This is a genomic window from Klebsiella sp. SWET4, from assembly GCF_024296565.1.
Classification (GTDB): domain Bacteria; phylum Pseudomonadota; class Gammaproteobacteria; order Enterobacterales; family Enterobacteriaceae; genus Klebsiella; species Klebsiella variicola.
In genome coordinates, this window is the sequence record NZ_JANCOB010000001.1 from 939,222 (window position 1) to 963,184 (window position 23,963).

At 59.6% G+C, this 23,963-nt stretch carries 25 protein-coding genes and 2 pseudogenes; 19 read left to right on the top strand and 8 right to left on the bottom strand.

The genetic code is table 11. The features are described from left to right. Nucleotides 1-146: 146 nt before the first annotated feature. Both NKJ21_RS04840 and NKJ21_RS04845 read left to right on the top strand, forming a co-directional pair. Nucleotides 147-1,061, top strand: coding sequence for an SDR family oxidoreductase (locus NKJ21_RS04840; RefSeq protein ID WP_008804756.1), 915 nt, complete (start codon nucleotides 147-149; stop codon nucleotides 1,059-1,061). A 165-nt stretch (nucleotides 1,062-1,226) separates the two neighbouring features. Then, nucleotides 1,227-1,472, top strand: coding sequence for a DUF2543 family protein (locus tag NKJ21_RS04845; RefSeq protein ID WP_008804755.1), 246 nt, complete (start codon nucleotides 1,227-1,229; stop codon nucleotides 1,470-1,472). Nucleotides 1,473-1,538: 66 nt separating this feature from the next. Here NKJ21_RS04845 and NKJ21_RS04850 read toward each other — a convergent pair whose 3' ends face one another. After that, nucleotides 1,539-2,432: a LysR family transcriptional regulator gene (locus tag NKJ21_RS04850; protein WP_012968123.1), complete on the bottom strand. Its 894-nt coding sequence runs from the start codon at nucleotides 2,430-2,432 to the stop codon at nucleotides 1,539-1,541. Between the two features lie 114 nt (nucleotides 2,433-2,546). Here NKJ21_RS04850 and NKJ21_RS04855 point away from each other — a divergent pair, with 114 nt between their 5' ends. Continuing rightward, complete coding sequence (locus NKJ21_RS04855; protein ID WP_254732745.1) at nucleotides 2,547-3,398, top strand: Vmh family MBL fold metallo-hydrolase; 852 nt, start codon at nucleotides 2,547-2,549, stop codon at nucleotides 3,396-3,398. Between the two features lie 177 nt (nucleotides 3,399-3,575). Further along, the gene (gene sra, locus NKJ21_RS04860) at nucleotides 3,576-3,716 is read left to right on the top strand and encodes a stationary-phase-induced ribosome-associated protein (RefSeq protein WP_012541615.1); all 141 of its coding nucleotides are present in this window, start codon (nucleotides 3,576-3,578) and stop codon (nucleotides 3,714-3,716) included. On the opposite strand, the gene NKJ21_RS04865 is transcribed toward sra, so the two are convergent. Beyond that, nucleotides 3,713-3,811 (bottom strand): hypothetical protein, encoded by a 99-nt coding sequence (locus NKJ21_RS04865; protein ID WP_048268468.1) that lies wholly within the window; start codon nucleotides 3,809-3,811, stop codon nucleotides 3,713-3,715. The two genes, sra and NKJ21_RS04865, sit on opposite strands and share 4 nt — an antisense overlap. Before the next feature lie 85 nt (nucleotides 3,812-3,896). On the opposite strand from NKJ21_RS04865, the gene NKJ21_RS04870 reads away from it, so the two are divergent. From NKJ21_RS04870 to NKJ21_RS04880, 3 genes are all read left to right on the top strand, one after another. Then, nucleotides 3,897-5,594: an NAD-dependent malic enzyme gene (locus NKJ21_RS04870; RefSeq protein WP_008804752.1), complete on the top strand. Its 1,698-nt coding sequence runs from the start codon at nucleotides 3,897-3,899 to the stop codon at nucleotides 5,592-5,594. Nucleotides 5,595-5,777: 183 nt separating this feature from the next. Then, entirely contained in the window at nucleotides 5,778-6,485 is a 708-nt protein-coding gene (locus NKJ21_RS04875; protein ID WP_087498330.1) for a glycosyl transferase, read from the top strand. Nucleotides 6,486-6,881: 396 nt separating this feature from the next. Continuing rightward, complete coding sequence (locus tag NKJ21_RS04880; protein WP_032735710.1) at nucleotides 6,882-8,597, top strand: ABC-F family ATP-binding cassette domain-containing protein; 1,716 nt, start codon at nucleotides 6,882-6,884, stop codon at nucleotides 8,595-8,597. Between the two features lie 36 nt (nucleotides 8,598-8,633). Here the strand turns inward: NKJ21_RS04880 and NKJ21_RS04885 are convergent, their stop codons facing one another. Continuing rightward, the gene (locus tag NKJ21_RS04885) at nucleotides 8,634-8,963 is read right to left on the bottom strand and encodes a GNAT family N-acetyltransferase (RefSeq protein WP_323053531.1); all 330 of its coding nucleotides are present in this window, start codon (nucleotides 8,961-8,963) and stop codon (nucleotides 8,634-8,636) included. Between NKJ21_RS04885 and NKJ21_RS04890 the strand changes: the two are divergent. After that, nucleotides 8,913-9,041, top strand: a pseudogene (locus NKJ21_RS04890) (hypothetical protein); the annotation flags it as partial. The gene NKJ21_RS04885 and the pseudogene NKJ21_RS04890 overlap by 51 nt on opposite strands. A 309-nt stretch (nucleotides 9,042-9,350) precedes the next feature. On the opposite strand, the pseudogene NKJ21_RS27760 reads toward NKJ21_RS04890, so the two are convergent. Together NKJ21_RS27760 and NKJ21_RS04900 are read right to left on the bottom strand one after the other, a co-directional pair. Beyond that, nucleotides 9,351-9,587: pseudogene (locus tag NKJ21_RS27760) on the bottom strand (MarR family transcriptional regulator); the annotation flags it as partial. A gap of 167 nt (nucleotides 9,588-9,754) precedes the next feature. Next, on the bottom strand, nucleotides 9,755-10,354 hold the full coding sequence (locus tag NKJ21_RS04900; protein WP_022066397.1) for an inorganic diphosphatase: 600 nt from the start codon (nucleotides 10,352-10,354) through the stop codon (nucleotides 9,755-9,757). A 253-nt stretch (nucleotides 10,355-10,607) separates the two neighbouring features. Here NKJ21_RS04900 and adhP point away from each other — a divergent pair, with 253 nt between their 5' ends. The 7 genes from adhP (at nucleotide 10,608) to NKJ21_RS04935 (ending at nucleotide 18,898) form a co-directional block, all read left to right on the top strand. Then, the gene (adhP, locus tag NKJ21_RS04905) at nucleotides 10,608-11,618 is read left to right on the top strand and encodes an alcohol dehydrogenase AdhP (protein WP_002906221.1); all 1,011 of its coding nucleotides are present in this window, start codon (nucleotides 10,608-10,610) and stop codon (nucleotides 11,616-11,618) included. Between the two features lie 157 nt (nucleotides 11,619-11,775). Continuing rightward, nucleotides 11,776-13,398, top strand: a complete 1,623-nt coding sequence (locus NKJ21_RS04910) for a TIGR04028 family ABC transporter substrate-binding protein (protein ID WP_012541609.1) — start codon at nucleotides 11,776-11,778, stop codon at nucleotides 13,396-13,398. A gap of 10 nt (nucleotides 13,399-13,408) precedes the next feature. Then, complete coding sequence (locus tag NKJ21_RS04915) at nucleotides 13,409-14,353, top strand: ABC transporter permease (protein ID WP_008804745.1); 945 nt, start codon at nucleotides 13,409-13,411, stop codon at nucleotides 14,351-14,353. Then, the gene (locus NKJ21_RS04920) at nucleotides 14,350-15,198 is read left to right on the top strand and encodes an ABC transporter permease (RefSeq protein WP_008804744.1); all 849 of its coding nucleotides are present in this window, start codon (nucleotides 14,350-14,352) and stop codon (nucleotides 15,196-15,198) included. The genes NKJ21_RS04915 and NKJ21_RS04920 overlap by 4 nt, the downstream gene beginning before the upstream one ends. Then, a complete protein-coding gene (locus NKJ21_RS04925) occupies nucleotides 15,195-16,811 on the top strand; it encodes an ABC transporter ATP-binding protein (RefSeq protein WP_032730463.1) in 1,617 nt (538 codons plus the stop codon). The genes NKJ21_RS04920 and NKJ21_RS04925 overlap by 4 nt, the downstream gene beginning before the upstream one ends. Next, a complete protein-coding gene (locus NKJ21_RS04930) occupies nucleotides 16,811-17,797 on the top strand; it encodes a putative FMN-dependent luciferase-like monooxygenase (protein WP_004891666.1) in 987 nt (328 codons plus the stop codon). Before NKJ21_RS04925 ends, NKJ21_RS04930 begins: the two co-directional genes overlap by 1 nt. Nucleotides 17,798-17,806: 9 nt before the next feature. Continuing rightward, nucleotides 17,807-18,898 carry an alkylhydroperoxidase domain protein gene (locus tag NKJ21_RS04935; protein WP_008804742.1) on the top strand — a complete coding sequence of 364 codons (1,092 nt, stop codon included), beginning with the start codon at nucleotides 17,807-17,809 and terminating at the stop codon, nucleotides 18,896-18,898. Between the two features lie 6 nt (nucleotides 18,899-18,904). Here NKJ21_RS04935 and araJ read toward each other — a convergent pair whose 3' ends face one another. Next, nucleotides 18,905-20,059, bottom strand: coding sequence for an MFS transporter AraJ (gene araJ, locus NKJ21_RS04940; protein ID WP_032733103.1), 1,155 nt, complete (start codon nucleotides 20,057-20,059; stop codon nucleotides 18,905-18,907). 277 nt (nucleotides 20,060-20,336) lie between these two features. Between araJ and NKJ21_RS04945 the strand changes: the two genes are divergently transcribed. The 4 genes from NKJ21_RS04945 to NKJ21_RS04960 all read left to right on the top strand — a co-directional run bounded on the left by NKJ21_RS04945 (nucleotide 20,337) and on the right by NKJ21_RS04960 (nucleotide 22,366). Continuing rightward, nucleotides 20,337-20,774 (top strand): VOC family protein, encoded by a 438-nt coding sequence (locus NKJ21_RS04945; protein WP_032754489.1) that lies wholly within the window; start codon nucleotides 20,337-20,339, stop codon nucleotides 20,772-20,774. An 86-nt stretch (nucleotides 20,775-20,860) separates the two neighbouring features. Then, nucleotides 20,861-21,679, top strand: coding sequence for a polyphosphate kinase 2 (gene ppk2, locus NKJ21_RS04950; protein WP_012541603.1), 819 nt, complete (start codon nucleotides 20,861-20,863; stop codon nucleotides 21,677-21,679). Nucleotides 21,680-21,857: 178 nt separating this feature from the next. Further along, complete coding sequence (locus tag NKJ21_RS04955) at nucleotides 21,858-22,043, top strand: hypothetical protein (RefSeq protein ID WP_025711567.1); 186 nt, start codon at nucleotides 21,858-21,860, stop codon at nucleotides 22,041-22,043. Next, nucleotides 22,040-22,366 carry a CcdB family protein gene (locus NKJ21_RS04960; RefSeq protein ID WP_022065943.1) on the top strand — a complete coding sequence of 109 codons (327 nt, stop codon included), beginning with the start codon at nucleotides 22,040-22,042 and terminating at the stop codon, nucleotides 22,364-22,366. Before NKJ21_RS04955 ends, NKJ21_RS04960 begins: the two co-directional genes overlap by 4 nt. 52 nt (nucleotides 22,367-22,418) lie before the next feature. On the opposite strand, the gene fdnI is transcribed toward NKJ21_RS04960, so the two are convergent. Both fdnI and fdxH read right to left on the bottom strand, forming a co-directional pair. Then, nucleotides 22,419-23,075, bottom strand: a complete 657-nt coding sequence (gene fdnI, locus NKJ21_RS04965; protein WP_022065942.1) for a formate dehydrogenase-N subunit gamma — start codon at nucleotides 23,073-23,075, stop codon at nucleotides 22,419-22,421. Next, complete coding sequence (fdxH, locus tag NKJ21_RS04970; RefSeq protein ID WP_023297691.1) at nucleotides 23,068-23,952, bottom strand: formate dehydrogenase subunit beta; 885 nt, start codon at nucleotides 23,950-23,952, stop codon at nucleotides 23,068-23,070. Before fdxH ends, fdnI begins: the two co-directional genes overlap by 8 nt. Between the last annotated feature and the right edge of the window lie 11 nt (nucleotides 23,953-23,963).

A 23,963-nucleotide genomic window follows, 5' to 3' on the forward strand; every position in this document is an offset into this window, starting at 1 on the left:
AAATTCGCCAAGGATCAGCCGGTTAAAGTCAAATAAAGCCCCTATTTTGCCTGTTAAACAAGATAGATGATCCTCTCGCGCTGCCTGGCCTGGGGTGAAGCTGACCTATCCTTAGGTCTGGCCCGTTCTGTCTGAAGGAGATGACTATGCAAGATGAAAAACCGCCAATGAAAAAATTACCCACCTCCATGTTGCCAGAAGAGACGGCTCCCCGTCCGGAGTTCCCGGAGCAAGAACAAACCCCGCCGGGTCTGGATGCGGAGATGGAGCCGTCACCGGACCACGGAGAAACCAGCTACACCGGCACCGGGCGGCTGGCGGGTAAGAAAGCGTTAATTACCGGCGGCGACTCCGGCATTGGCCGCGCGGTGGCGATCGCCTTTGCCCGCGAAGGGGCTGATGTCGCCATAAGCTATCTGCCGGAGGAGCAAGAGGATGCCGATGAAGTCATCGCGCTGATCAAAGCCGAAGGTCGCACCGCGGTGGCCCTGCCGGGGGATATTCGCTCCGAGTCCTTCTGTCAGTCGCTGGTGGCCGACGCGGTGGAACAATTGGGAGGCCTGAGCATCCTGGTCAATAACGCCGGACGTCAGCAATACTGCGAGACGCTCGAGGAGCTCACCACCGAAGACTTTGACGCCACCTTTAAAACCAATGTCTACGCGCCATTCTGGATCACTCGCGCGGCGCTGCCCCATCTCCAGGCCGGGAGCGCAATCATCAATACCACCTCGGTGCAGGCCTATAAACCCAGCCCGATCCTGCTCGATTATGCCCAGACCAAAGCCTGCCTGGCGATCTTTACCAAATCGCTGGCCAAGCAGGTGGCGAAACGAGGCATTCGCGTCAACGCCGTGGCGCCAGGCCCTTACTGGACGGTGCTGCAATCCAGCGGCGGCCAGCCGGACGAGAAAGTGAAACAGTTCGGCAAAGACACACCGATGGGCCGCCCGGGGCAGCCGGTCGAGATCGCCCCGCTGTACGTCACCCTGGCATCAGACGCCTGCTCCTATACCTCCGGTCAGGTGTGGTGTTCTGACGGCGGGGACGGCGTGGTCTAAATCCGTCGCCTCCGGGCCGATAAGCGGGCCGGCGTTATGCCGGTCCCTCCCCAACACGATCGCCGCGCAGCCCTGCGTGGCGATTTTTCCTCTCCCGCAGCGTGTTTAGCCGGCTGCATGCTATGATATCCGCCCGCCGCTGTGCGCTGACCCTGAGGACAACTGATGAGTAATGAGATCCCCCTGAAATTTTATGACATCGTGGACGAGTACGAGACCGAAGCGGCCTCCCCGGTTAAAGAGACGGAACGCGATGCGCTGGCGCGCTATTTTCAACTGCTGATTGAGCGGCTGATGAATAACGAAGAGATCGATGAAGAGGCGCAGCAGGAGATGGCCCGCGAAGCGGCCATTGATGAACGCCGAATTGACGATATCGCCAACTTCCTTAATCAATGGGGCAACGAGTAAGTCTCATCGTCAGCTCACCGGCAGGGCCACCGCCCGCCGGTGTTGCCGCTGAATGCAACGCCATGTTCATGCCCCGGCGGCAATCTCCCCCAGACGTCGCTGCAGCGCATCCAGAAACAGCGGTAGCCCATCGGGCTGATAGTCGCGGGAAAGATAGATGCCATAGACGCTCAGCGCCTTCGGCGTCCAGTCAGGGAGCACCACCTCCAGCGCCCCGCTGGCCAACGCGCTCCGCGCCTCCAGTTCGGGGAGCATCGCAATGCCGCACCCGGCGACCGCCGCCTCCAGCAGCAGAGAAGAGATCCCCGCGCTCAGATTGCCGCTCACCGCCACCGACGCCTCCTGCCCCTGCGCATCGCTGAACTGCCAACGCTGGCCGGCAAAGTGGCTGTATAACAGACAGTTATGCTGTTGCAGATCGTCAAGCGTCGCCAGCGGGCCATGCTGCTGGAGCCAGCGCGGTGCGGCACAGAGGAGCGAACGACACAGCCCGAGGCGGCGAGCGATCGCCCCGGGCTCGGGGTTGTCGGTAATGCGAATGGCCACATCGATGCGCTCGCCGATCAGGCTGACCGGATGGTTATTGATATCCAGCTCCAGGCGCAACTGCGGATAGCGAGCGAGGAAGTCCGGCAGCAGCGGAGAGATCAGCTGCATTGCCGTGAAGTGCGCGCAGGCGACGCGCAGCGTGCCGCTGGGGTCGGCCCGCTGGCGCTCGCCGGCGATTTCATCGGCGATCCGCGTCAACCCGCGGGTCTTAAGCAACACTTTTTCCCCCGCCGGCGTCAGGGTCAGCCGGCGGGTGGAACGATGGATCAGCCGGGCGCCAGCCCAGTTCTCCATCTGCTCCAGATAGCGACTGACCATCGGACGCGACATCCCCAGCGCCCGCGCCGCGGCGCTGAGACTTCCCAGCTCGCAGATGCGCAGGTATACCTGAGCAGCAATCACCCTGTCCATCATGCCCCCTTCATCTGCACGATTTATGAAACTCAGCATCTCTTATTTCAGCAATTCTATCAAATAGCGAAATCCGTACAATGGAACGCATTCACCTGTTACTGAGAACACATCATGAAATTATCTGCTCTTGCTGTTGCCACCGCCCTGTTCAGCGGTTCGATCTTCGCGGCGCCTCTGACGCTGCAAACCTACAATCCGCAGGAAAAGGGCATCTTTGCCGTTAACTCCACTCTCGTTTCCGGCCCGCACGAAGCAGTGCTGTTTGACGCGCAGTTCAGCGTCAAAGACGGCGAAAAGCTGGTAGACATGATCAAGAAAAACGGCAAGCCGCTCACGCGGATTGTGATCACCTCTGGCGATCCGGATTTCTATTTTGGTCTTGAACCGCTGATGAAAGCCTTCCCGCAGGCGGAAGTGGTCGCCACGCCGGAGGTCGTCAAACATATTGAAGCCACCAAAGCGGCCAAACTGGCGTACTGGGGCCCGCAAATGAAAGATGGCGCGCCGACACAGGTGTACGTTCCGCAGGCGCTGAAGGCCAACAGCTTTACCATCGACGGCGAGAAAGTAACCATTATGCAGCCGCATGACTACGCGGCGTTCGTCTGGATCCGGGCGAACAAAACGATCCTCGGCGGCACAGGCGTGGCGTGGGGCATGCATCTCTGGACCGCCGACACCCAGACGCCGGCCAGTCGCCAGCAATGGCGCCACACGCTGGACCAGATAATCGCCCTGCACCCGCAGCGGGTGATCCCTGGTCATTACCTCGGCACCCCACCGGAGGGAGACAGCGCGGTGCGCTTCACAAAAACGTATCTCCAGCAGTTTGAGCAGGCGCTGAAGACGCATCAGGATTCGGCCGGGGTGATCAAGGCCATGGAGACGCAGTGGCCGGGCCTGGCGGAGACCAGCTCGCTGGAGTTAAGCGCCAAAGTTAATACCGGCGAGATGAAGTGGTGATCCCGGCTGTGCGTGAGGGAGACTGTTCTTAATCTGGCGCGCGAAGGTTGCTATTGCCCTGAAAATGGACCACCCTAGCTGAGGTCGCACAAAAAACGTGCGGCCGACTTTGGGTTACATTTCATCCGGTCACCACCGGGTTTGCCCTTGAAACCAGAACAGGATAAAGGAGTCAGAATGAAATCGAACCATCAGGCACGTCATCTTCTCGGTCTGAACTATAAGCTTTCCCAGCAGAAAAAAGTGGTGCTGGAAGGCGATGAAGAAACCACCCTCAACCACATCCATGCTACCGGCCGCAAACGCCGCGGTGGTTAATTTTCAGTCTGAGTGATGATAAACAACACCGTCCTGTTGCCAGGATGGTGTTTTTTTATGGCAATTGATTGCTTGTTTACCCGCTTGACGACCATCTACTCTATACTCTGCCCGCTGCTTTCCACCCGCCCTCGCTTATCGCCGCGCCGGGACTGTGGTCATGATCAAGGAGTTAGTGCGATGCAATTTACCCATAAGAAAAACCGTTCCCTGTACATCCCTTACGCGGGTCCCGTTCTGCTTGAATTCCCCCTGCTCAACAAGGGCAGCGCCTTCAGTCTGGAAGAGCGCAGCAATTTCAACCTTCTTGGTCTGCTGCCGGAAGTGGTTGAAACCATCGAAGAGCAAGCGGAGCGCGCCTGGATCCAGTATCAGGGATTCAAAACTGAAATCGACAAACACATCTACCTGCGTAACATCCAGGACACCAACGAAACCCTGTTTTATCGCCTGATCGGCAACCATCTCGAAGAGATGATGCCGGTTATCTATACCCCGACGGTGGGCGCCGCCTGCGAACGTTTCTCCGAGATTTACCGTCGCGCCCGCGGCGTCTTCATCTCTTACCAGAATCGCCATAACCTTGACGACATCCTGCAGAACGTCCCGAACCATAACGTGAAAGTGATTGTGGTCACCGATGGCGAGCGTATTCTCGGCCTCGGCGACCAGGGGATCGGCGGGATGGGGATCCCGATCGGCAAGCTGTCGCTGTACACCACCTGCGGCGGCATCAGCCCGGCTTATACCCTGCCCATCGTGCTGGACGTCGGAACAAACAACCAGCAGCTGCTGGACGATCCGCTGTATATGGGCTGGCGCCATCCGCGCATTACCGACGACGAGTATTATCAGTTCGTTGACGACGTGATCCAGGCGATTAAGGCCCGCTGGCCGGACGTCCTGCTGCAGTTTGAAGACTTTGCGCAGAAGAACGCCATGCCGCTGCTCAACCGCTATCGCAATGAAATCTGCTCGTTTAATGACGATATTCAGGGCACCGCGGCGGTCACCGTCGGGACGCTGATCGCCGCCAGCCGCGGCGCCGGTAGCCAGCTCAGCGAGCAGAAAATCGTCTTCCTCGGCGCGGGTTCCGCCGGCTGCGGCATCGCCGAGCAGATTATCGCCCAGATCGTCCGCGAAGGCGTTAGCGAAGAAGAGGCCCGCCAGCGCGTGTTCATGGTTGACCGCTTCGGCCTGTTAACCGACGGTATGCCTAATCTGTTGCCGTTCCAGAACAAGCTGGTGCAGAAGCGTGAGCATCTGCAGGGCTGGGATACCACTAACGATGTGCTGTCCCTGCTGGACGTAGTGCGTAACGTGAAGCCGAACATTCTGATCGGCGTCTCGGGTCAGCCGGGGCTGTTCACAGAAGAGATTATCCGCGAGATGCACAAGCACTGCCCGCGGCCAATCGTGATGCCGCTCTCTAACCCGACCTCACGGGTGGAAGCGACGCCGCAGAATATCCTGAGCTGGACCGACGGCGAGGCGCTGGTCGCCACTGGCAGCCCGTTTGCCCCGGTCACCCTGAAAGGCAAGCAGTACGCCATCGCGCAATGCAATAACTCCTATATCTTCCCGGGGATTGGTCTGGGCGTGATTGCTTCCGGCGCGTCGCGGGTCACCGACGAGATGCTGATGGCCGCCAGTGAAACCCTGGCGAAACACTCGCCGCTGGTGAACAACGGCGAAGGTCCGGTGCTGCCGGAGCTGAAGGATATCCAGACCGTCTCACGGGCAATTGCCTTCGCGGTCGGCAAGGTGGCGCAGGAGCAAGGCGTGGCGGTGAAAACCTCCGCTGAAGCGCTGCTGCAGGCCATTAGCGATAATTTCTGGCTGCCGGAATATCGCAATTATCGCCGCACCTCGATTTAATCACGCTCACCGGGCCGATATATCGGCCCGGTTATTAATAACGTCAGAATAATATCTCCCGCCACAGAAACATCTTTTTCGCCCATATTCATTCATCGTAAAAATATAAAACGGATAGCATTTGCCGCACGCCCTCCGCTGTGCAAAATAGTTGTTTCTCACCCCCTCACAACGGAATGTGAAATGCTAAAATTAACCCCTGGCGCGAATAAAGCGAATGCGATTCTGATCCGTATTGTCTTGTTTCTTATCGGCGGTATCGCCATCATCACCGGAATGTGCCTCTTCAGCGGTGATATGTGGATGCTCACCCCGCGGGCGGAACAGTATCAGCCCGCCACCGGCGATCTGGTGGATGTCGTCATCTATGAACCGAGTAAATTTTTCTTCGCCCTGCTCTACGTGTTTATTATTACCCTGGTCTGGCTGCTGGCGGTACGTAAAATCCCCTGGCGGCCGATACAGCATCCTATATTACCGCTGATGGTACTGATTGCCGCCGGGATATTTATTTTCCTCCATCCGGAGGTTACCCCCGGACGAGATGCCAGTATTCAGTACGGTAAACACAACATTTCTTACACTGCCATTTTCTGGAGCAAAACGAATTCAGATCGACATGTCATTCAACCCTCTAAATATGAAATTTTTGTTGAAGCGAAAGATCCCCGCTGGCTTATCGACAGAAACAATCTTGGCCGCGCCTGGCGCTGTGAAGTCAAGCGGTATAGCCAGTTTTACACCCTGTCATTCAATGAGGGCTGGTTTCCGGACGGCGATCCGCAGGTCATGGCCCGCCAGTGTACTCAGGTAAGCGATCTGAATGCGCTCAGTGAAACGGCAATCATGATTGCCCGCCCGATCGCCACCGTCCCTGTGGAGGCACCGTAAATGAGCCAGCAAAAAAATGGTTCTGCAACCATGTTCTGGCAAACACATAAGCCCTCTGCGCCAACCCGGCATCGTAGACAAAGACGGCGCAGGTGAAAGCTGGCGGGGCCCCCTGCCAGTTTTGTCACTGGCGTCGCTAGCCTTTCCCCACTACACTGCCAGCACCCACCCACTGACTGAATAAAAAAGGAGGCCCCCCATGCTGTATTGTGAAATGTTTATTGTTTCACATGCATTAGGCAATTGCGCCAGCTCAAGCGTTATCGGTATCGTGCTGCGATAACTATGGCTTGAGCGAAGACACTTCACGCAATCCCTTCTCTCCGGCTTACCGGGTTATCGTCAGCGAGTTTTGACGAGGCATTTGCATGCCTGTAACTCTTGAGTAAGTTGACTATGAGTACATTACTAACTGCCCATGCGCTCCACGTGGAGACTGCCTTTGGGCCGCTGTTTAACACCCTCTCCTTCACCCTGAAGAAAGGCGACCGTATCGGTCTCATCGGCCATAACGGTTGCGGCAAAAGCACCCTGTTGCAGGTGCTGGACGGCACCCTCGCGCCCACCTCGGGCAGCGTCTCACTCGCCGGTCAGTGTCTGATGGCCCGCGTTGAACAGCATCTGCCGGAGGCGCTGCGTTCGCAGTCGCTGTTGCAGGCCGTGCTGGCCCCGTTACCCGCCGATGTACGGAAAGCGCAGCGCTGGCTGGCCGAACGCCTGCTGGCGCAGATGGGCTTTACCCCGGCGGTGATGGAGCAGCAAACCACTACCCTGAGCGGTGGCCAGCACACGCGCCTGCTGCTGGCCCGGGCGCTGATCCGCCAGCCTGACCTGCTGCTGTTGGATGAGCCCGGCAACCATCTCGATCTGCCGACCCTGCTGTGGCTGGAAAGCTTCCTGCAAACCTGGCAGGGGAGCTTCGTGCTGGTGTCACACGACAACACCTTACTGGATGCTGTAACTAATGCCAGCTGGATCCTCCGCGACCAGACGCTGCACAGCTTCGCCTTGCCCTGCAGCGCTGCCCGTCAGGCACTGCAGGAGCAGGATGAAAGTGCCGCGCTGCGCCATAAGGCCGAGCAAAAGGAGATCGACCGGGTCAGCGCCAGCGCCCGGCGGTTGGCCACCTGGGGTCGCGTCTATGACAACGAAGACCTCGCCCGCAAAGCCAAACAGATGGAGAAGCAGGTCGCCCGCCTGAAAGACGAGCAAACCGAGCTCAGCGTCGGCCCGCCGTGGCGTCTGTCATTGCAGGGGGACGCCCTGCCGGCTGACCGCCTGCTGGAGATGGACACCCTGCCCGTCGCGCCCGCGCCGGGCCTGCCATCCCTCTTCACCACCGGCGTGGCGCGCCTGCGCAGTGGCGATCGCGTGGCCATCATGGGGCGCAACGGCGGCGGTAAATCGTCCCTGCTGCGCCTGCTGTGGCAGCAGATGAACGACGCATCGCCACTCCCGGGGCTGCGCCTGCATCCCCGGCTGCACCCCGGCTACTATGACCAGACGCTGGAGCAGTTACCGGACGATGCCAGCCTGCTCGACGCGCTGACGCCGTTCGCCCCGTCGGCCGACACCCGTAAGCGGGCGCTGATCGCCGCCGGGTTTGGCTGGGCGAGACATAGCCAGAAGGTCAGCACCCTCAGCGGCGGCGAGCGGTCGCGGCTACTGTTTGTTGGCCTCTCGCTGGCGCGCTACAGTCTGCTGCTGCTGGATGAACCCACCAACCATCTTGATATGGAGGGTAAAGCGGCGCTGGCGCAGACGCTGCGCGATTACCCCGGCGGCGTGCTGCTGGTCAGTCATGACCGCCAGCTGATTAGTGAAAGCTGTAACCGCTTCTGGCTGATCGACAACGCCGGGTTAACGGAATGGCACAGCCTGGAGGAGGTCTATGCCCGTCTGCAGGCCGTGGCGCCCGCCCCAGACAGTCGACTCGCTTTACAAAGTACGCCCGCCGGGGCTGACGATGATGAGGAGGCGCTGCTGGCGCGGCTGATTGACCTGGAGCAATGGCTGGCTGACGATATGGCCCGCAAGCCAAAACATCAAAAGCCGTCACTGCAGGCACAGTGGCAAGAGGAGATTGCCCGCCTGCTTAACCAGCTGACGTAATCTCCATGTCCCCCCACCGGCTAAGGCGTCACGCCCTTAGCCGGTGTTTCCGGACCGGGTAAATTGCTGCTCGGTCATTACCTTTCCCCACTGCTCTCCCTGCCATTCGCGGGTTAACGTGAAGCCAAAGGATTCATACAGTTTGCGGGCCGCGTCCAGCCCTTTAAAGGTCCACAGCTGCACCGCGCTAAACTGGCGACTATCGCAGAAAGTCATCGCCTCGCTGAGCAGACGCCTGCCGATGCCGCTTCCCCGGCAGCTGTCGTCGAGAATAAACCAGCGCAGATGCGCCTCCTGCTGGCCGAGGTCCTCGCCATCGATAGCCAGCGAGCCGACGATTTTCCCTTCGCGGATCGCCAGCCAGATCTGGTTGGCCGGGGAGGAAAGCCGGGTGGCAAATTCCGCTACGCCGCTGGCGACCTTGCCTTCAAAAAAAGCGCCAAAGTCATGATGACGGGCGTAATACTCCCCGTGCATCTGGGCAATCCGGCCGATCATCCCCGGCTGATAGCCGGTCATCAGCGAAATTTGCGGAGCCGTATCCGCGAGCGCGCTATCCCGACACTGCGCCAGCGCCCGGGCATAGGCCGCCAGTCCAGTGGCGACAGTGTGCTGCTGCGTCTCATCCAGATGGTCTAACGCCTCCACCACCTGACGGGTACCCCAGGCGTTAATTTTCGCCACCGTATCGTGCCCCTTTGCCGTCAGGGCGAGTGATTTCGCGCGCGCATCCTCCGCGCAAGGACGCTCCTCCAGCTCACCGGCCGCCAGCAGACGAGAGACCATCCGGCTGACGCTTGATTTTTCCAGTCCCAGCAACGTGACCAGCTGCGCGGCCGTCATCTCCCCCCTCATCGATACCTCAAGCAGGGTGTGCACCGCCGAAGGTGAATAATGGGTGGCGGCCAGCGTGGTGCTCATAAAGCCCAGCTCGCGCACCATTAACCGCGAGGCGGTACGAATCTGTTGGATTAAGGGGGTGTCAGGCATGGCGGCGGGTCCGAAACATGAAATAGTTGTACAATACAACCATCATCTTCATCCTGCGTCAAGATGCAATATGGTGAGATAAGCGTTACCGTGTGACCTGTGATTTCGGCGCCACTGGGGTCGTGAGAGCGAATACCGCGGGCGCCGGACAGCGCCCGCGATGAATATTATTGCGGGTTCTGCGCTTTCCAGGCCTCCCAGGCCGATTTGATCTCCTGCTTCGCAGCGGCGGCATCGTTAAAACCGGCCAGCTCAACCTTTTTACGCCCCTCCGGCAGTTCTTTATAGACCCGGAAGAAGGCCTCCAGCCGCTGCTGCTCGATTTTCGGCAGATCGGTGATGGTCTTGATGTCGTCATAGGTTGGGTCAATTTTACTGGCCGGCACGGCGATGATTTTGTCGTCTTTCTCACCGCCGTCTATCATCTTAAGGACACCGATCGGCCGCAGCTTAATCAGTGTACCCGGCGTCATCGGCGCGCGAGTGTAAAACACCACGTCCAGCGGGTCCCCATCTCCGGCCAGCGACTGGGTCAGCGAGCCGTAGTTCGCCGGGTAAGCCACCGGCATCGACTGAAAGCGGTCGGCGATGATAAACCCCGTTTTGGCGTCGGTTTCATACTTAATGATGCCCCCTGCCGGGATCTCGGTGACGGCGTAAAATTCTTCCGGGTTGTTTTCCGGCTGGGGGAATTCCAGTACGTTCTGCGCCTGCGCGGCGGCGGACAGAAACAGACCGGCAGTGAGGATGGTTTTTACCAGATGCATTGTTGTATCACTCTGTTGTTATAAGAAATTGATGCGCAAAACGATAGAGTTGGGTGATGAAGAAAACATGACCATTCAGTGACGCTATTATTACCTACCAAAATTAGAGGTATTGCCTGAATTTTGTGCTACCGCTGTAGCAAAAAACCACATCCTGTACTAAAGCGCCTTGTATTTTTCTCCATCGCGTCTAATCCTTATTGGGTACTATTGCATTAATAAAATTAAACAATCCCCTCACAAGGAGACAGGCATGAAGGCTGCTGTTGTTACCCACGACCATCAGGTTAACGTCACGGAAAAAACGCTGCGCCCGCTGGAATACGGTGAAGCGTTGTTGAAAATGGAATGCTGCGGCGTGTGTCATACGGACCTGCACGTGAAAAACGGCGATTTTGGCGATAAAACCGGCGTCATTCTCGGCCATGAAGGGATCGGGGTGGTGCAAAAAGTCGGACCGGGCGTCACCTCCCTGAAGCCAGGCGATCGCGCCAGCGTAGCGTGGTTCTTCGAAGGCTGCGGCCACTGCGATTACTGTAACAGCGGCAATGAGACGCTGTGCCGCTCGGTGAAAAACGCCGGCTATACCGTCGACGGCGGCATGGCGGAAGAGTGCATCGTCACCGCCAACTACGCGGTAAAAGTCCCGGACGGCCTCGACTCCGCCGCCGCCAGCAGTATCACCTGCGCGGGCGTCACTACCTACAAAGCGGTCAAGGTCTCTCACATCAAACCGGGTCAGTGGATCGCTATCTACGGTCTCGGCGGGCTGGGCAACCTGGCGCTGCAGTATGCGAAGAATGTCTTTAACGCCAAAGTGATCGCTATTGACGTCAATGACGGGCAGCTGGAGCTGGCGGCCTCAATGGGCGCCGATCTGACCATCAACTCCCGTAATGAAGATGCGGCGAAAGTGATTCAGGAAAAAACCGGCGGCGCGCATGCTGCCGTAGTGACCGCGGTGGCCAAAGCGGCCTTTAACTCGGCGGTAGATGCCGTTCGTGCCGGTGGCCGCGTGGTCGCGGTGGGCCTGCCGCCGGAGGCGATGAGCCTCGATATTCCACGTCTGGTGCTCGACGGCATCGAGGTAGTCGGTTCGCTGGTCGGTACTCGTCAGGATCTGGTGGAAGCCTTCCAGTTTGCCGCCGAAGGCAAAGTGGTGCCGAAAGTCACCCTGCGCCCGCTGGAAGATATCAACGCCATCTTTAAAGAGATGGAGCAGGGTCAGATCCGCGGCCGTATGGTTATCGATCTGCGCAGCTAATCACCAACGCCTCTCCCGCCCGGGAGAGGCGCTTGCCCCACGCTTCCCACTCGCGAAGTAAATCCAATTTCCGCAAATGCTTAGCGCAATTCCTTGGTTCCTTTGTTTTTAGCCGCGCCCGATGATGGCAACACAATAGATAACAAAGGAATTCACCATGCATCGTCATTTTCGCCTGCCCGCGCTGGCCGCCCTGTTTCTCTCCGGCGCCTTTTCCGTCTGGGCCGCCGACACGCCGGTTAAAGGCGGCACCTTAATTTATCTGGAGCAGCAACCGCACACCAATCTCTATCCGCCCGCCGGCGGCTTTTATCCGAATGGCGGTATTCTCAATCAGATAACCGACAAGCTCACCTGGCAGAACCCGAAAACGCTGGAGATTGAGCCGTGGATTGCCGAGAGCTGGACCAGCAATGCCGATAAAACCGAGTACACTTTCCACCTGCGCAAAGGGGTCACCTTCTCGGACGGCACGCCGCTTGACGCCGCCGCCGTGGCTAAAAACTTCGACACCTATGGTCTGGGAGATAAAGCCCATCGCCTGCCCGTCTCGGAGGTCATCAATAACTACCAGCGCAGCGAAGTGATCGACCCGCTGACGGTGAAATTTTACTTCAACAAACCGTCGCCGGGCTTCCTGCAGGGAACCGCCACCATCGGCTCCGGTCTGGTATCACTCAGCACCCTGCAGCGCAATTTTGAAGAGCTGGGCGATGCCCGGCATATTATCGGCTCCGGGCCCTTTGTGGTGCAGGATGAAAAGCCAGGCCGCGAGCTGACGCTGGTGGCGCGCAAGGATTATCAGTGGGGGCCGAAAAACAGTGCCCAGCAGGGGCCCGCTAACCTCGACGGGATCACCTATATTGTGACTCCGGAAGACAGCGTGCGCATCGGCGCGCTGCTGGCGGGCCAGGCGGGCTTTATTCGCCAGGTGCAGGCCTACGATGAAAAGCAGGCGACCGATCAGGGATTTAAGATCTACGCCGCCCCTACCCGCGGGGTCAACGACAGCCTGAGCTTCCGCCCGGATAACCCACTGGTCGCCGATCTGCGGGTGCGCCAGGCCCTGCTCCATGCCACCAACGCCAAACAGGTGGTGGAGACGCTATTCTCCGCTAACTACCCGCAAGCGACCTCCGTACTGGCCAGCTCCGCCGCCGGCTATGTCAATCTGAGCGATAAACTGACCTTCGACCAGGCCAAAGCCCGACAGTTGCTGGACGACGCCGGCTGGAAGCCCGACGCCGACGGTATTCGCAGTAAAGACGGCCAGCGGCTGGCGCTGACGGTATATGAATCGCTGCCGCAGCCGCAGAATAAGGAAGTGCTGCAGCTGATCGCCCAGCAGTGGCGCCAGGTAGGTGTGGCGTTGACCGTCAAAGCCGGGGATGCCGGTAGCCGTACGCTGGACAATCTTGACCCGCAGAAAACCCCGCTCACCGTCTCAGAAGTGGGCCGCGCCGACCCGGATGTGGTGAAAAGTATGTTCTTCCCCAACAACCGCGATGCGCTGCTGCAGAAAGGCGGCTCCAGCGATAAAGTGCAGCATTTCCGCGATGATAAGCTGAATGACCTGCTGACCGGCATCTCCGCGGCGGTAGAGCCGCAGCAGCGCTTGCAGTTAACCGGTGACGCCCAGCGCTATCTGATCGATAACGCCTATGTGATCCCCATTTTCGAAGAGCCGCAGGTATTCGCCGGCGCGCCGTGGGTCAAAGGCGTCAGCTTCGAGGCCGTCGGTCGTCCGTCGTTCTACGGCGCGTGGCTGGACAAGCACTAAGAGGCCGGATATGAGCGCTTATCTTCTGCGACGGTTCGGCCAGGGGCTGCTGGTCCTGTGGGCGGCATTTACCCTCACTTTTTTCCTGCTGCAGGTGCTGCCGGGAGATGCGGTGCTGATCAAATTTCAGAATCCGGATCTTGGCCTGAGCCCGGCGCAAATCGCCGACATGCGACTGGCCTACGGCGCCGATAGCCCGCTGTGGCGCCAGTACCTGCACACGCTGCTGGCGATGCTGCACGGCGACTTCGGCTATTCCCTGCAGGCAGGGCTGGCAGTCAGTAGTCTGATTGCCAGCAACCTGCCGGATACCTTAAGCCTCGCGCTGCCGGCCTTTCTGCTGGCCGTGGCGCTGGCGTTCGCCCTCGCCTTCGCCTCGCGTCTGCCGGGGCTGCGCTGGCTGAGTAACCTCCTGCAGTCGCTGCCGGTGCTGTTTATCTCTCTGCCGACTTTTTGGCTGGGTATCGCCCTGATCCAGCTCTTCTCGTTTCAGCTGCGCTGGATCCCGGTGATCAACCCCGGCCCACTGGAAGGGCTGATTTTACCGGTTATCGCCGTCGCGCTGCCCATTTCGGCCCCGCTGGCGCAGATCCTGATGCGCAGCATGGATCAGGTGGCGGTTCAGCCCTTCGTCGCGGTCGCCCGCGCCAAGGGAATGAGCGAGACCGGCGTCCTCTGGCACCATGTGATGGGTAATGCCCTGCTGCCGGCGCTGAATATTGCCGGGCTGCTGCTGGGTGAGCTGATTGCCGGGGCGCTGATCACCGAGACCGTCTTCGGCCGCAGCGGCCTCGGCCAGCTGACCCAGCAGGCGGTCAATAACCAGGATATCGCCGTGCTGCAGGCAGTGGTGATGATCTCCGCCCTCGGTTTCGTCCTGATAAACCTGCTTGTCGACCTGGTCATGCCGCGACTGGATCCCCGACTCCATTTACAGACCGGAGGTGCGAAATGAGCCTGGTCGACTATGCCATCGCGGTTCGCCGCCGCCCGGAATGGCGCAGGGTGCGTCTGCAGCCTGGCCTGTGGCTGGCGTGGGCGGTGATGATCACCGCGTTGTTAATGGCCCTCGCCCCGCAGTGGTTTACCGCCGCGAACCCGCTGGAAGGGATCCCCGGCGCTCAGCGCCTGGCGCCGCAAGCGCACTACTGGCTGGGTACCGACCAGCTGGGGCGCGACCTGTGGACGCGGGTGGTTTACGGCGCGGTACATTCCCTGTCGGCGGCGCTGATCGCCGTCGCCATCGGCCTGGTGGTAGGTACCGCCCTTGGTACGCTCGCCGGGGCGCTGACCGGACGCGTTGAATCCACGATCATGCGCCTGGTCGATGTCCTGCTGGCCATCCCCTCCCTGCTGCTGCAGCTCACGGTAATTATTCTGCTTGGTTTCGGCACGGTGAATGCGGCGGTGGCGGTTGGCGTGGCAGCTATCGCCAGCTTCGCACGCCTGGCGCGGGCGGAGGTCGTGCGCGTGCGCCACAGCGATTACGTCGAGGCGGCCCGGGGCAGCGGCGGCACCTTTTTCGCCGTCTTCTGGCGCCATATTCTGCCCAACTCGCTCACTGCGGTGCTTGCTTTCGCGACGCTGCAGTTCGGACAGGCGATGTTGGCCCTGGCCACCCTCAGCTTCCTCGGCTACGGCACCCCGCCGCCGGTCCCGGAGTGGGGATTATTGATCGCCGAAGGTCGCAACTACCTGTCGACCGCCTGGTGGCTGACCACCTTCCCCGGCCTCGCCGTGGTCGCCGTGGTCCTTGCCGCCAATCGTCTTAGCCGCCAGTGGAGTGGAGTACGCCCATGAACGTTCTGTCCGTTGAAGATCTGCGCATCAGCTACCGCTCGCGGGGCGAATGGCGCGAGGTGGTGCACAACGTGAGTTTTTCCATCCAGCGTGGCGAAATGCTGGCCTTCGTCGGAGAATCCGGCTCGGGGAAAACCACCACCGCGCAGGCCATTATCGGCCTGCTGGCGGATAATGCCCGCCGGGATGCCGGGCGGATTGTCCTCAATGGCGAAGTGATTAGCGACTGGTCGGCAAAACGCCTTAACCGCCTGCGCGGAGTGAGCATCAGCCTGGTCCCGCAGGATCCCGGTAATTCGCTCAATCCGGTAAAAACCATTGGCCAGCAGGTGGAAGAGATCCTGCGCCTTCATCAGTCCCTCTCCGCCGCTGAGCGCCGACAGCAGGTCCTTAACCTGCTCACTAAAGTCGGTCTCAGCCACCCGGAACAGCGTTTTGACCAGTATCCGCATCAGCTGTCTGGCGGGATGAAACAGCGGGTGCTGATCGCCATCGCCATTGCCCTGCAGCCGGATCTGATTATTGCCGACGAGCCCACCAGCGCTCTCGACGTCACGGTGCAGAAGCGCATTCTCGACCTGCTCGATATCCTGCGTCGCGAGTCGGGTACCGCCGTGCTGTTTGTCACCCACGATCTGGCGCTGGCCGCAGAACGCGCCGACCGGATCATGGTGTTTCGTCAGGGAGAGATTCAGGAACAGGGCGCCACCGAGACGATTGTCCAGCGTCCGCAACACCCTTACACCCGCCAGCTGCTCCACGACCTGCAGGATGCGCCGTTGGGGCTGACGGCGGCTCGTCACCGACTGCTGGCCACGCCGGCCATTCGCGTGGAGGGGATCAGCAAACGTTTCTCGCTGGGCAAACAGGCGCTGCAGGCGCTCGACAGCGTCAGTTTTGAGGTCAGACGCGGCACCACCCATGCGCTGGTGGGCGAATCCGGCTCCGGGAAAACTACCCTGGCGCGGATCCTGCTGGGCTTTGAGCGCGCCGATGCCGGACAGGTGACCATCGACGGTATCGACGCCGGGCATCTCAGCCGCGAGGCGCAGCGTCAGCTGCGGCGGAAAATCCAGTTTGTCTACCAGAACCCCTTCGCCTCGCTCGACCCGCGCCAGACGCTGTTTGCGATTATCGAAGAGCCGTTAAAGAACTTTGAGCGCCTCAGCGCGTCGGCGCGTCGCCTGCGCGTGGAGACCGTCGCCGCGCGGGTGGCGCTGGCCCCGGAGCTGCTGTCGCGTACGCCGCGGGAGCTCTCCGGCGGCCAGCGGCAGCGGGTGGCGATTGCCCGGGCGCTGATCCTCGAGCCGGCGATACTGGTCCTTGACGAAGCGACCTCGGCGCTCGACGTCACCGTTCAGGCGCAGATCCTCGCCCTGCTGCAGCAGTTACAGCAGCAGCTGGGTCTGAGCTACCTGTTCATTACCCACGATCTGGCGACGGTCAGGCGGATTGCCGACAGCGTCACGGTACTGCGCGCCGGCCAGGTGGTGGAGCATGGCGACGTTGACCGCCTGTTCGCCACTCCGCAGCAGGCCTACACTCGCGAACTGATCGCCGCCATTCCCCAGGTTTCACCCCGCTTAGCACAGGCCCACACGGAGAACGCATAATGCCTAAACGCCTCGGCTTTTTTACCCGTCTGCTCGATCAGGGCTCCGCGCAAACGCGCTACCGGCTGGCGGCCGAACAGATCCGCCACGCGGAGCGTTTGGGCTTCGACAGCGCATGGATTGCCCAGCACCATTTTCATGAACAGGAAGGCGGCCTGCCATCGCCGCTGGTGTTTCTCGCCCACGTGGCGGCACAGACCGACCGGATCCGTCTCGGCACGGCGATTATCACTCTGCCGATGGAAAATCCGCTGCGCGTCGCCGAAGACGCGGCGGTACTGGATTTACTCACCGACGGGCGTCTGGAGGTGGGGTTTGGTTCCGGCGGCACGCCAACGTCGTTTCTGCCCTTCGGCCTGACCAGCGAGCAGCGCGGGGCGGTGTTTGCCGACCATCTGCACCTGATCCATAGCGCCTGGCGCGGCGACACGCTGAGCCACCCGGACAACCGTCTCTATCCGCCCGCACCGCAGTTGGCGGAGCGTATCTGGATCGCCACCTTCTCGGCGGAGGGCGCCATCCGCGCCGGTCAGGCGGGACACGGGCTGATGCTGTCGCGCACCCAGCCACGGCCACCCGGCGAGCCACGTCTGCCGCTGGACGCCATTCAGAACCCGATCATCGACGCCTACCTGGCGGCGCTGCCGGACGGCGTTGCACCGCGGATCCTCGCCTCGCGCACCGCCTTCGTCGCCGACAGTCACGCCCACGCCCTGCAGGTCGCCGAGCCCGGTCTGCGCAAGCAGGCGACACAGCACCGGGCGGCGGGTCATACGATAGAAGGTGACAGCGTCACCGATTATCTACAACAGCTGGATGCCCACGTTGGCGATCCTGAGCATGTTATTGCCTCCCTGGCGCAGGACAGCGTGCTGGCCCGCGCCACCGATATTTCGTTTCAGGTGCACTCGGTGGAGCCTTCGCACCGGGATACGCTGCGTTCCATTGAGCTGATCGCTCAGCATATTGCCCCCCACATCAGATAAGGAGTCACCATGACGCTGAGTCAGGATATTCTGGCCGAACTGGCGGAGATTGCCCCCGGTTCCCCGCTCGACCAGGCGCGCGCCGTACGCGACGCCAGCACCCGTCACGCCCAGGGAAGTTATGAAGTGCTGTTCAGCCAGCAGGACGCTGACTTTCCTCTTGATGAACGCTTCGCGGTGGCCGCGAAGGTGGCGAAACTGCACCAGGCGGACGCGCTGGCGGCGCACTATGCCGGTTTCGGGCTCGCCGATCCAACCACCGATCGTCTGGTCCCGGCGCTGGCCTTTGCCCGCCTGCTCACCTTCACCCCCGTCGAAGCCACCCCCGGCGCGCTGCACACCTTAACCGGCGCGGGCTGGAGCCTGCGGGGCATCGTCACTCTGGCGCAACTGGTGGCCTTTGTCAGCTTCCAGAGCCGACTGCTGCTGGGCCTGCGGGCGCTCAACCATAAACCGATCGTCAGCGCCGATACGCCGCAGGTTGCCGGATACTGGCATACCACACCGCATACCCAGAGCGGCAAAGCGGCCCCGGTTCGCTTCACCCGCGATGAGCTGCACTGGGAACCCTGGCTGGCCGATAAACCGCTGGCGGAATTCAACGCTGAAGAACAGGCGATTCTGGCCAAATATGGCCATAGCGACTCCCCCTACTTTCGCCTGCTGGCGCGCAATCAGCCGGTGCTGGAGCAGCGGACCCTGACCGATAAAGGCATTTTCTATACCCCCGGGGGATTGCCGCGCGCCGAACGCGAGCTGGCCGCCACGGTGACCAGCAAAATCAACGGCTGTATCTACTGCGCCTCGGTGCATGCCCGTAAAGCGGCGCAGCTGGCGAAGGACGAGACCGCTGTCGACACGCTGCTGGCGGTGACGCCGGGGGAGAATTTGAGTGACGGCCAGTCGCCGCGCTGGCAGGCGGAAATCGACGCCGCCGCTGCGCTGTCGGTGACGCCGCCGGGGCTGAATGCCCGCCATCTGGCGGCGCTTGATGAGCAGGGTTTAGATACCCTGGCCCAGCTGGATCTGCTGCAGTCGGCGGCCTTTTTCGCCTGGGCCAACCGGCTGATGCTGACCCTTGGCGAACCCTGGCGTGAGTAAGCGTCGTTAGCAAGCTTGTCGGCGCTGATGGCAGCCATAGATGAGCAAGGCGCTCATCGCCAGAAACGACAGCGTGGCGGCAGGAAGCGCCACGCTGTTCCAGCCAAAGCCCTGGGCAATCATCATCCCGCCGCAGAAGGCGCCGATGGCGCTGCCGAGGTTGAAGGCAATCTGCCCTCCTGCCGCCCCCAGCATCTCGCCGCCTTTGGCGTTCTGCAGCAGCAGGATCTGCAGCGGCGCCGACAGGGCGAATAGTCCCGCGCAGCAGATAAACGCCAGAGTCAGCGAAGCGACTTTATGCTCACCGAAGGCAAAGATCAGCAGCAGCGTCACGGCAATGACCCCGTCGGTTATGGCCGCAATACGCAGCGGGCTGAAGCGTCCGGAAATTTTGCCGCTGAACAGATTACCGACCACCATTCCCAGCCCCGCCAGCATCATAATCAGCATCATCCTGCTTTCGGCAAAGCCGGAGACATTGAGCATAAAGGGCTTAATATAGCTGAACCAGGCAAACACACCGGCGTTGCCAAACATGGTGGCGGCAAAAATCAGCCACGGCGCCGGGGAGGCCAGAAAACGGAACTGCTCGCGCAGCCGGGTGCTGGTGCGATCATAGAGGGTGGGTACCCAGCAGAAAATAGTCATCAATACGGCGACGTTAAACACCGCGATTAGGGCAAAGGTATAGCGCCAGCTGAAGTGATGCCCAAGCCAGGTGCCGCCGGGGACGCCCACCAGATTAGCCACCGTCATCCCGCCAATCATCCCCGCCACCGCGGCGGTCACCTTCCCCGGCGGCGCGATTTTCGACAGGATAATCGCGCCGACGCCAAAGAACGCCCCGTGAGGAAAACCGGAAACCAGGCGGCCAAGCGCCAGCATGGCGTAGCTACTGGAGAGGGTAAACAGGGTATTGCCGAGAATACACAGGGCAGCGAGAAACAGCATCACCGATTTCAACGAAAACCGGCTGGAGAGCAGCGCCATGATCGGCGCACCGATCACCACACCGAAGGCATACCAGGCAATCATATTGCCGGCGGCGGGGATCGACATCCCGACATCGTGCGCCATATCCGGCAGCACGCCCATAATGCCAAATTCCGCCATGCCGAGTCCGAAGGTGCCCAGCGCCAGTGAAAAAATCGTTTTTTTCATACATCTTATAGGGGTATTGAGAGACGGCCGGCATTATTGACCATCCCGCCCCGACACACCAGCTAAAAACGCCCGACGGCAGTTTCCTCCATACAACGGCCTGATTCGTTCATGCTCGCCGCCGCGCGGCCGGCCATCATCGAGCCGGCGACGGCGTGGCTTAGCAATGACCCTCCCCTATTAAAATCAGTGGGCTCAAAGCGATAAACGCCCAATTGATCTCAACTTAACTTGAGGTTGTAAAGTCCTCCCATCATTCACCTCTGGAGAATCATCGATGCAAACTGTTGATGTCGGTTTTACCCATGTCGCCTTTACCGTCCGCTGTCTGGCCAGCAGCATTGATTTTTATACCCGCTATACCGCGATGACCGTCATTCACCAGCGCGAGCCCGGCTTGCCCTCAGCGCGTAAGGTGGCGTGGCTCAGCGATCGCACCCGGCCCTTCGCTCTGGTGCTGGTGCAGAGTGACGATCCGGCCGACACACCGCTGGGCCCGTTCGGCCATCTCGGCGTCGCCTGCGCCACCCAGGCGGAGATCGATGAGAAGGTCGCTCAGGCGCGGCGGGAAGGCGTTTTGCGGCGGGAACCGGAACAGCTGGGCGATCCGGTGGGATACTTCACCTTCTTTGCCGACCCGGACGGTAACACCCTGGAGCTGTCATGGGGGCAGCGGGTGGGGCTGGAAGTCATTGCGGCGGGGAACGCCAGCTAGCCCGTCCCCTCCGCGAATATTTTCCACCGCCTCGCCGGCGAAGGATTACACTTCAAAGGGATACCTCGGCAACACGGAGCATGGCGATGGGTAATAAGAAAAACGGTAATCCGGTCGACGCGGCGGTGAAGACCGCCCCGCTCGACAATAAAGCGTATGAGAAAGCGTTACGCAAACTCCATGTTGAGCTGGTGAAACTGCAGCGCTGGGTGGTGCATAAAGGGCTGAAGGTGTGCATCGTCTTTGAAGGCCGGGACGGCGCCGGCAAAGGCGGCACCATTAAGGCGATCACCGAGCGCGTCAGCCCGCGTATCTTCCGGGTCGTCGCCTTGCCCTCACCCACCGAGCGTGAGAAAAGCCAGCTCTATTTTCAGCGCTATATCAAGCACCTTCCGGCGGCTGGCGAGATTGTGATTTTCGATCGCAGCTGGTACAACCGCGCCGGCGTCGAACGGGTGATGGGCTTTTGCACCCCGGAGGAGGTGCAGAAGTTTCTCGACGGCGCGCCGATGGTGGAGCGCGGCATGGTCGAATCGGGCATTATTCTGCTCAAGTACTGGCTGGAGGTCTCTCCGCAGGAGCAGGAGCGCCGCCTGCGGGATCGCATCGACGATGGTCGTAAAATCTGGAAGCTCTCGCCGATGGACATAAAGTCTTTCAACCGCTGGGATGAATATACCGCCGCCCGCGACGCCATGTTCGCCGCCACCGATACCGCCTGGGCGCCGTGGTTCGTCGCCCGCTCGGAGGATAAAAAGCGCGTACGCCTGAATATCATCACCCATCTGCTGTCGCAGATCCCCTATGAAGCTTTACCGGTGGAGCATGTGACGCTGCCGAAGCGCAAAATTGGCAAAATGAAACAGACCAATTTCCCCTTCCGCTTTATTCCCGAGAAGTTCTGATTATTCTTCGCCGCGCTGGTTAATACCAGCGCCAGGTTTATTACCACAACCATGAATATTTCAGGCTATTACTTTCCTCTGGAAGCGGCCTCGCAAAATAAACATTAAAGTTGCTGCTGGGATTTATTTTTTAGTGAGTAAAGTGAATAATCACAGAACCAACCGCAAGGAGCCGATGATGAAAAGTAATACGCTACGTAAAAGACCCACTGACGTACCCGTCCAGAAGGCGTCAGCACAGCCAGGTAAGGATTTACGAGAAGCAGATAAACAGCGACAGCACAAGGAATTCATTGCCGCAATGAATGAATTTATTGCAAAAGGAGGCACTCTTACTGATGATGAATTTTTCAGGGTACTATGATGCTTGAACAATTCAATGTTTATCGAAATTGTTCTGCTCAGACAAATAAAACCCTGCCGTATTATATGAACGTGCAGAATGATTATTATGCAGACCTGGCCACGAGAGTCATTATTCCTTTAATGCGAACACAACAGTTACCACGCTGGCATCAGCATGTCGTACCAAGGATAAATATAGAATTTGACAGCTTTTTACTTTGTACGCCAATGATCAGTAACTTAAATAATAAACGGATCCAGCCACAGGATTTCGTCTGCAATCTGAGTCATGCGCGCCAGGGCGTTATCGATTCAATCGATACACTTATCACGAACTGCTGACTGCCGGGAACCCGCTCCGACATCTCCGGAGCGGGTTTTGCGCCGTGAAGGCTTACTTCATCCCTTCGCGACTCTCTTTGATCGCCTCCAGGCGTTCGACATCGCGATACCAGCGCGGGTGATGTTTCTTCGCCCAGCGGCGACTGACCTTACCCTCAATCATCCCATTAATCGACCCTTTGACCCAAAATGCCATATACATATGGATGAGGATCGCGTGGATCAGGATAATTGCCGAAGTGGCGTGTATCAGCAGGCTGTAACGGATAACCGGAATCGGGAAATATTCTGCAAAGTACGGGCGCCAGATAATCACCCCGGTCACCAGCAGCACAAAAATCATGCTCATAATGGTCCAGAACATCATCTTCTGCCCGGCGTTATATTTCCCGACGCGCGCGACCTTATGTTCGTTGCCTTTCAGCACCTCCACGATACCTTTCAGCCAGGGGATATCCTGTTTATCAGGGATATTGTGGTGGACAAAACGCACAAACATAAACATCAGCGCGACAAAAATCAGCACCCCAAAGAACGGGTGCAGGATACGCCCCATCTGCGGCGTGCCGAAGGTTTCCGTTAGCCACTGCAGCGTCGGGAAGAAAAACGATATTCCCGACAGTGCCACGAGGAAGAAACAGATAACCACCGTCCAGTGACAGGCACGATCGATAAACGTCGTGCGCATAATCATCTTCGATTTACTCATCATGCTCCTCCTCGTCGTCATCAACTTCCTTGTTCGGCCCGATACCGATGTAGTGGTAGATAAGCCCGGCGAAGGTGGCGATAAAGCCCGCCGCCGCCAGCGGTTTCAGCGCCCCCTTCCACAGACTGATACTGGTATCGATCTGCGGTTCCTTCGGCAGCTTGTGATACAGCTCCGGCTGGTCGGCATGATGCAGGACGTACATCACGTGGGTGCCGCCTACGCCCTGCGGGTTGTAGATCCCGGCGTTGGCATAACCGCGTTTTTTAAGCTTATCCACCCGCTCCTGCGCCACTTCCAGCATCTCTTTTTTCGTGCCGAAGTGGATCGCGCCGGTAGGACAGGTTTTCACGCAGGCCGGTTCCTGACCGACGCTGACCCTATCCACACACAGCGTGCATTTATAAACCCGGTTATCCTCTTTATTGAGGCGCGGAATATTAAACGGACACCCGGCAATGCAGTAGCCGCAACCAATGCAGTTTTCCTGCTGGAAATCGACGATGCCGTTGGCGTACTGAATAATCGCCCCGGCGGAGGGGCAGGCTTTCAGGCAACCCGGCTCCTCGCAGTGCATACAGCCATCCTTGCGGATAAGCCATTCCAGCTTGCCGTTCTGTTCGGTCTCGCTAAAGCGCATTACCGTCCAGGATTTAGCGCTAAGATCCGCCGGATTGTCGTACACGCCGACGCAGTGCCCCACTTCATCGCGAATGTCATTCCACTCGGAACAGGCCACCTGGCAGGCTTTACAGCCTACGCAGGAGGAGACATCGATAAGCTTGGCGACTTCGGCCTTATAGTCCCGCGCGCGTGGCGCGGGAGTTATCGGGTTGGTCGCGGAGCGTTTAATAATGTCTTGTGTTTCCATCGCCATTGAATCGCTCC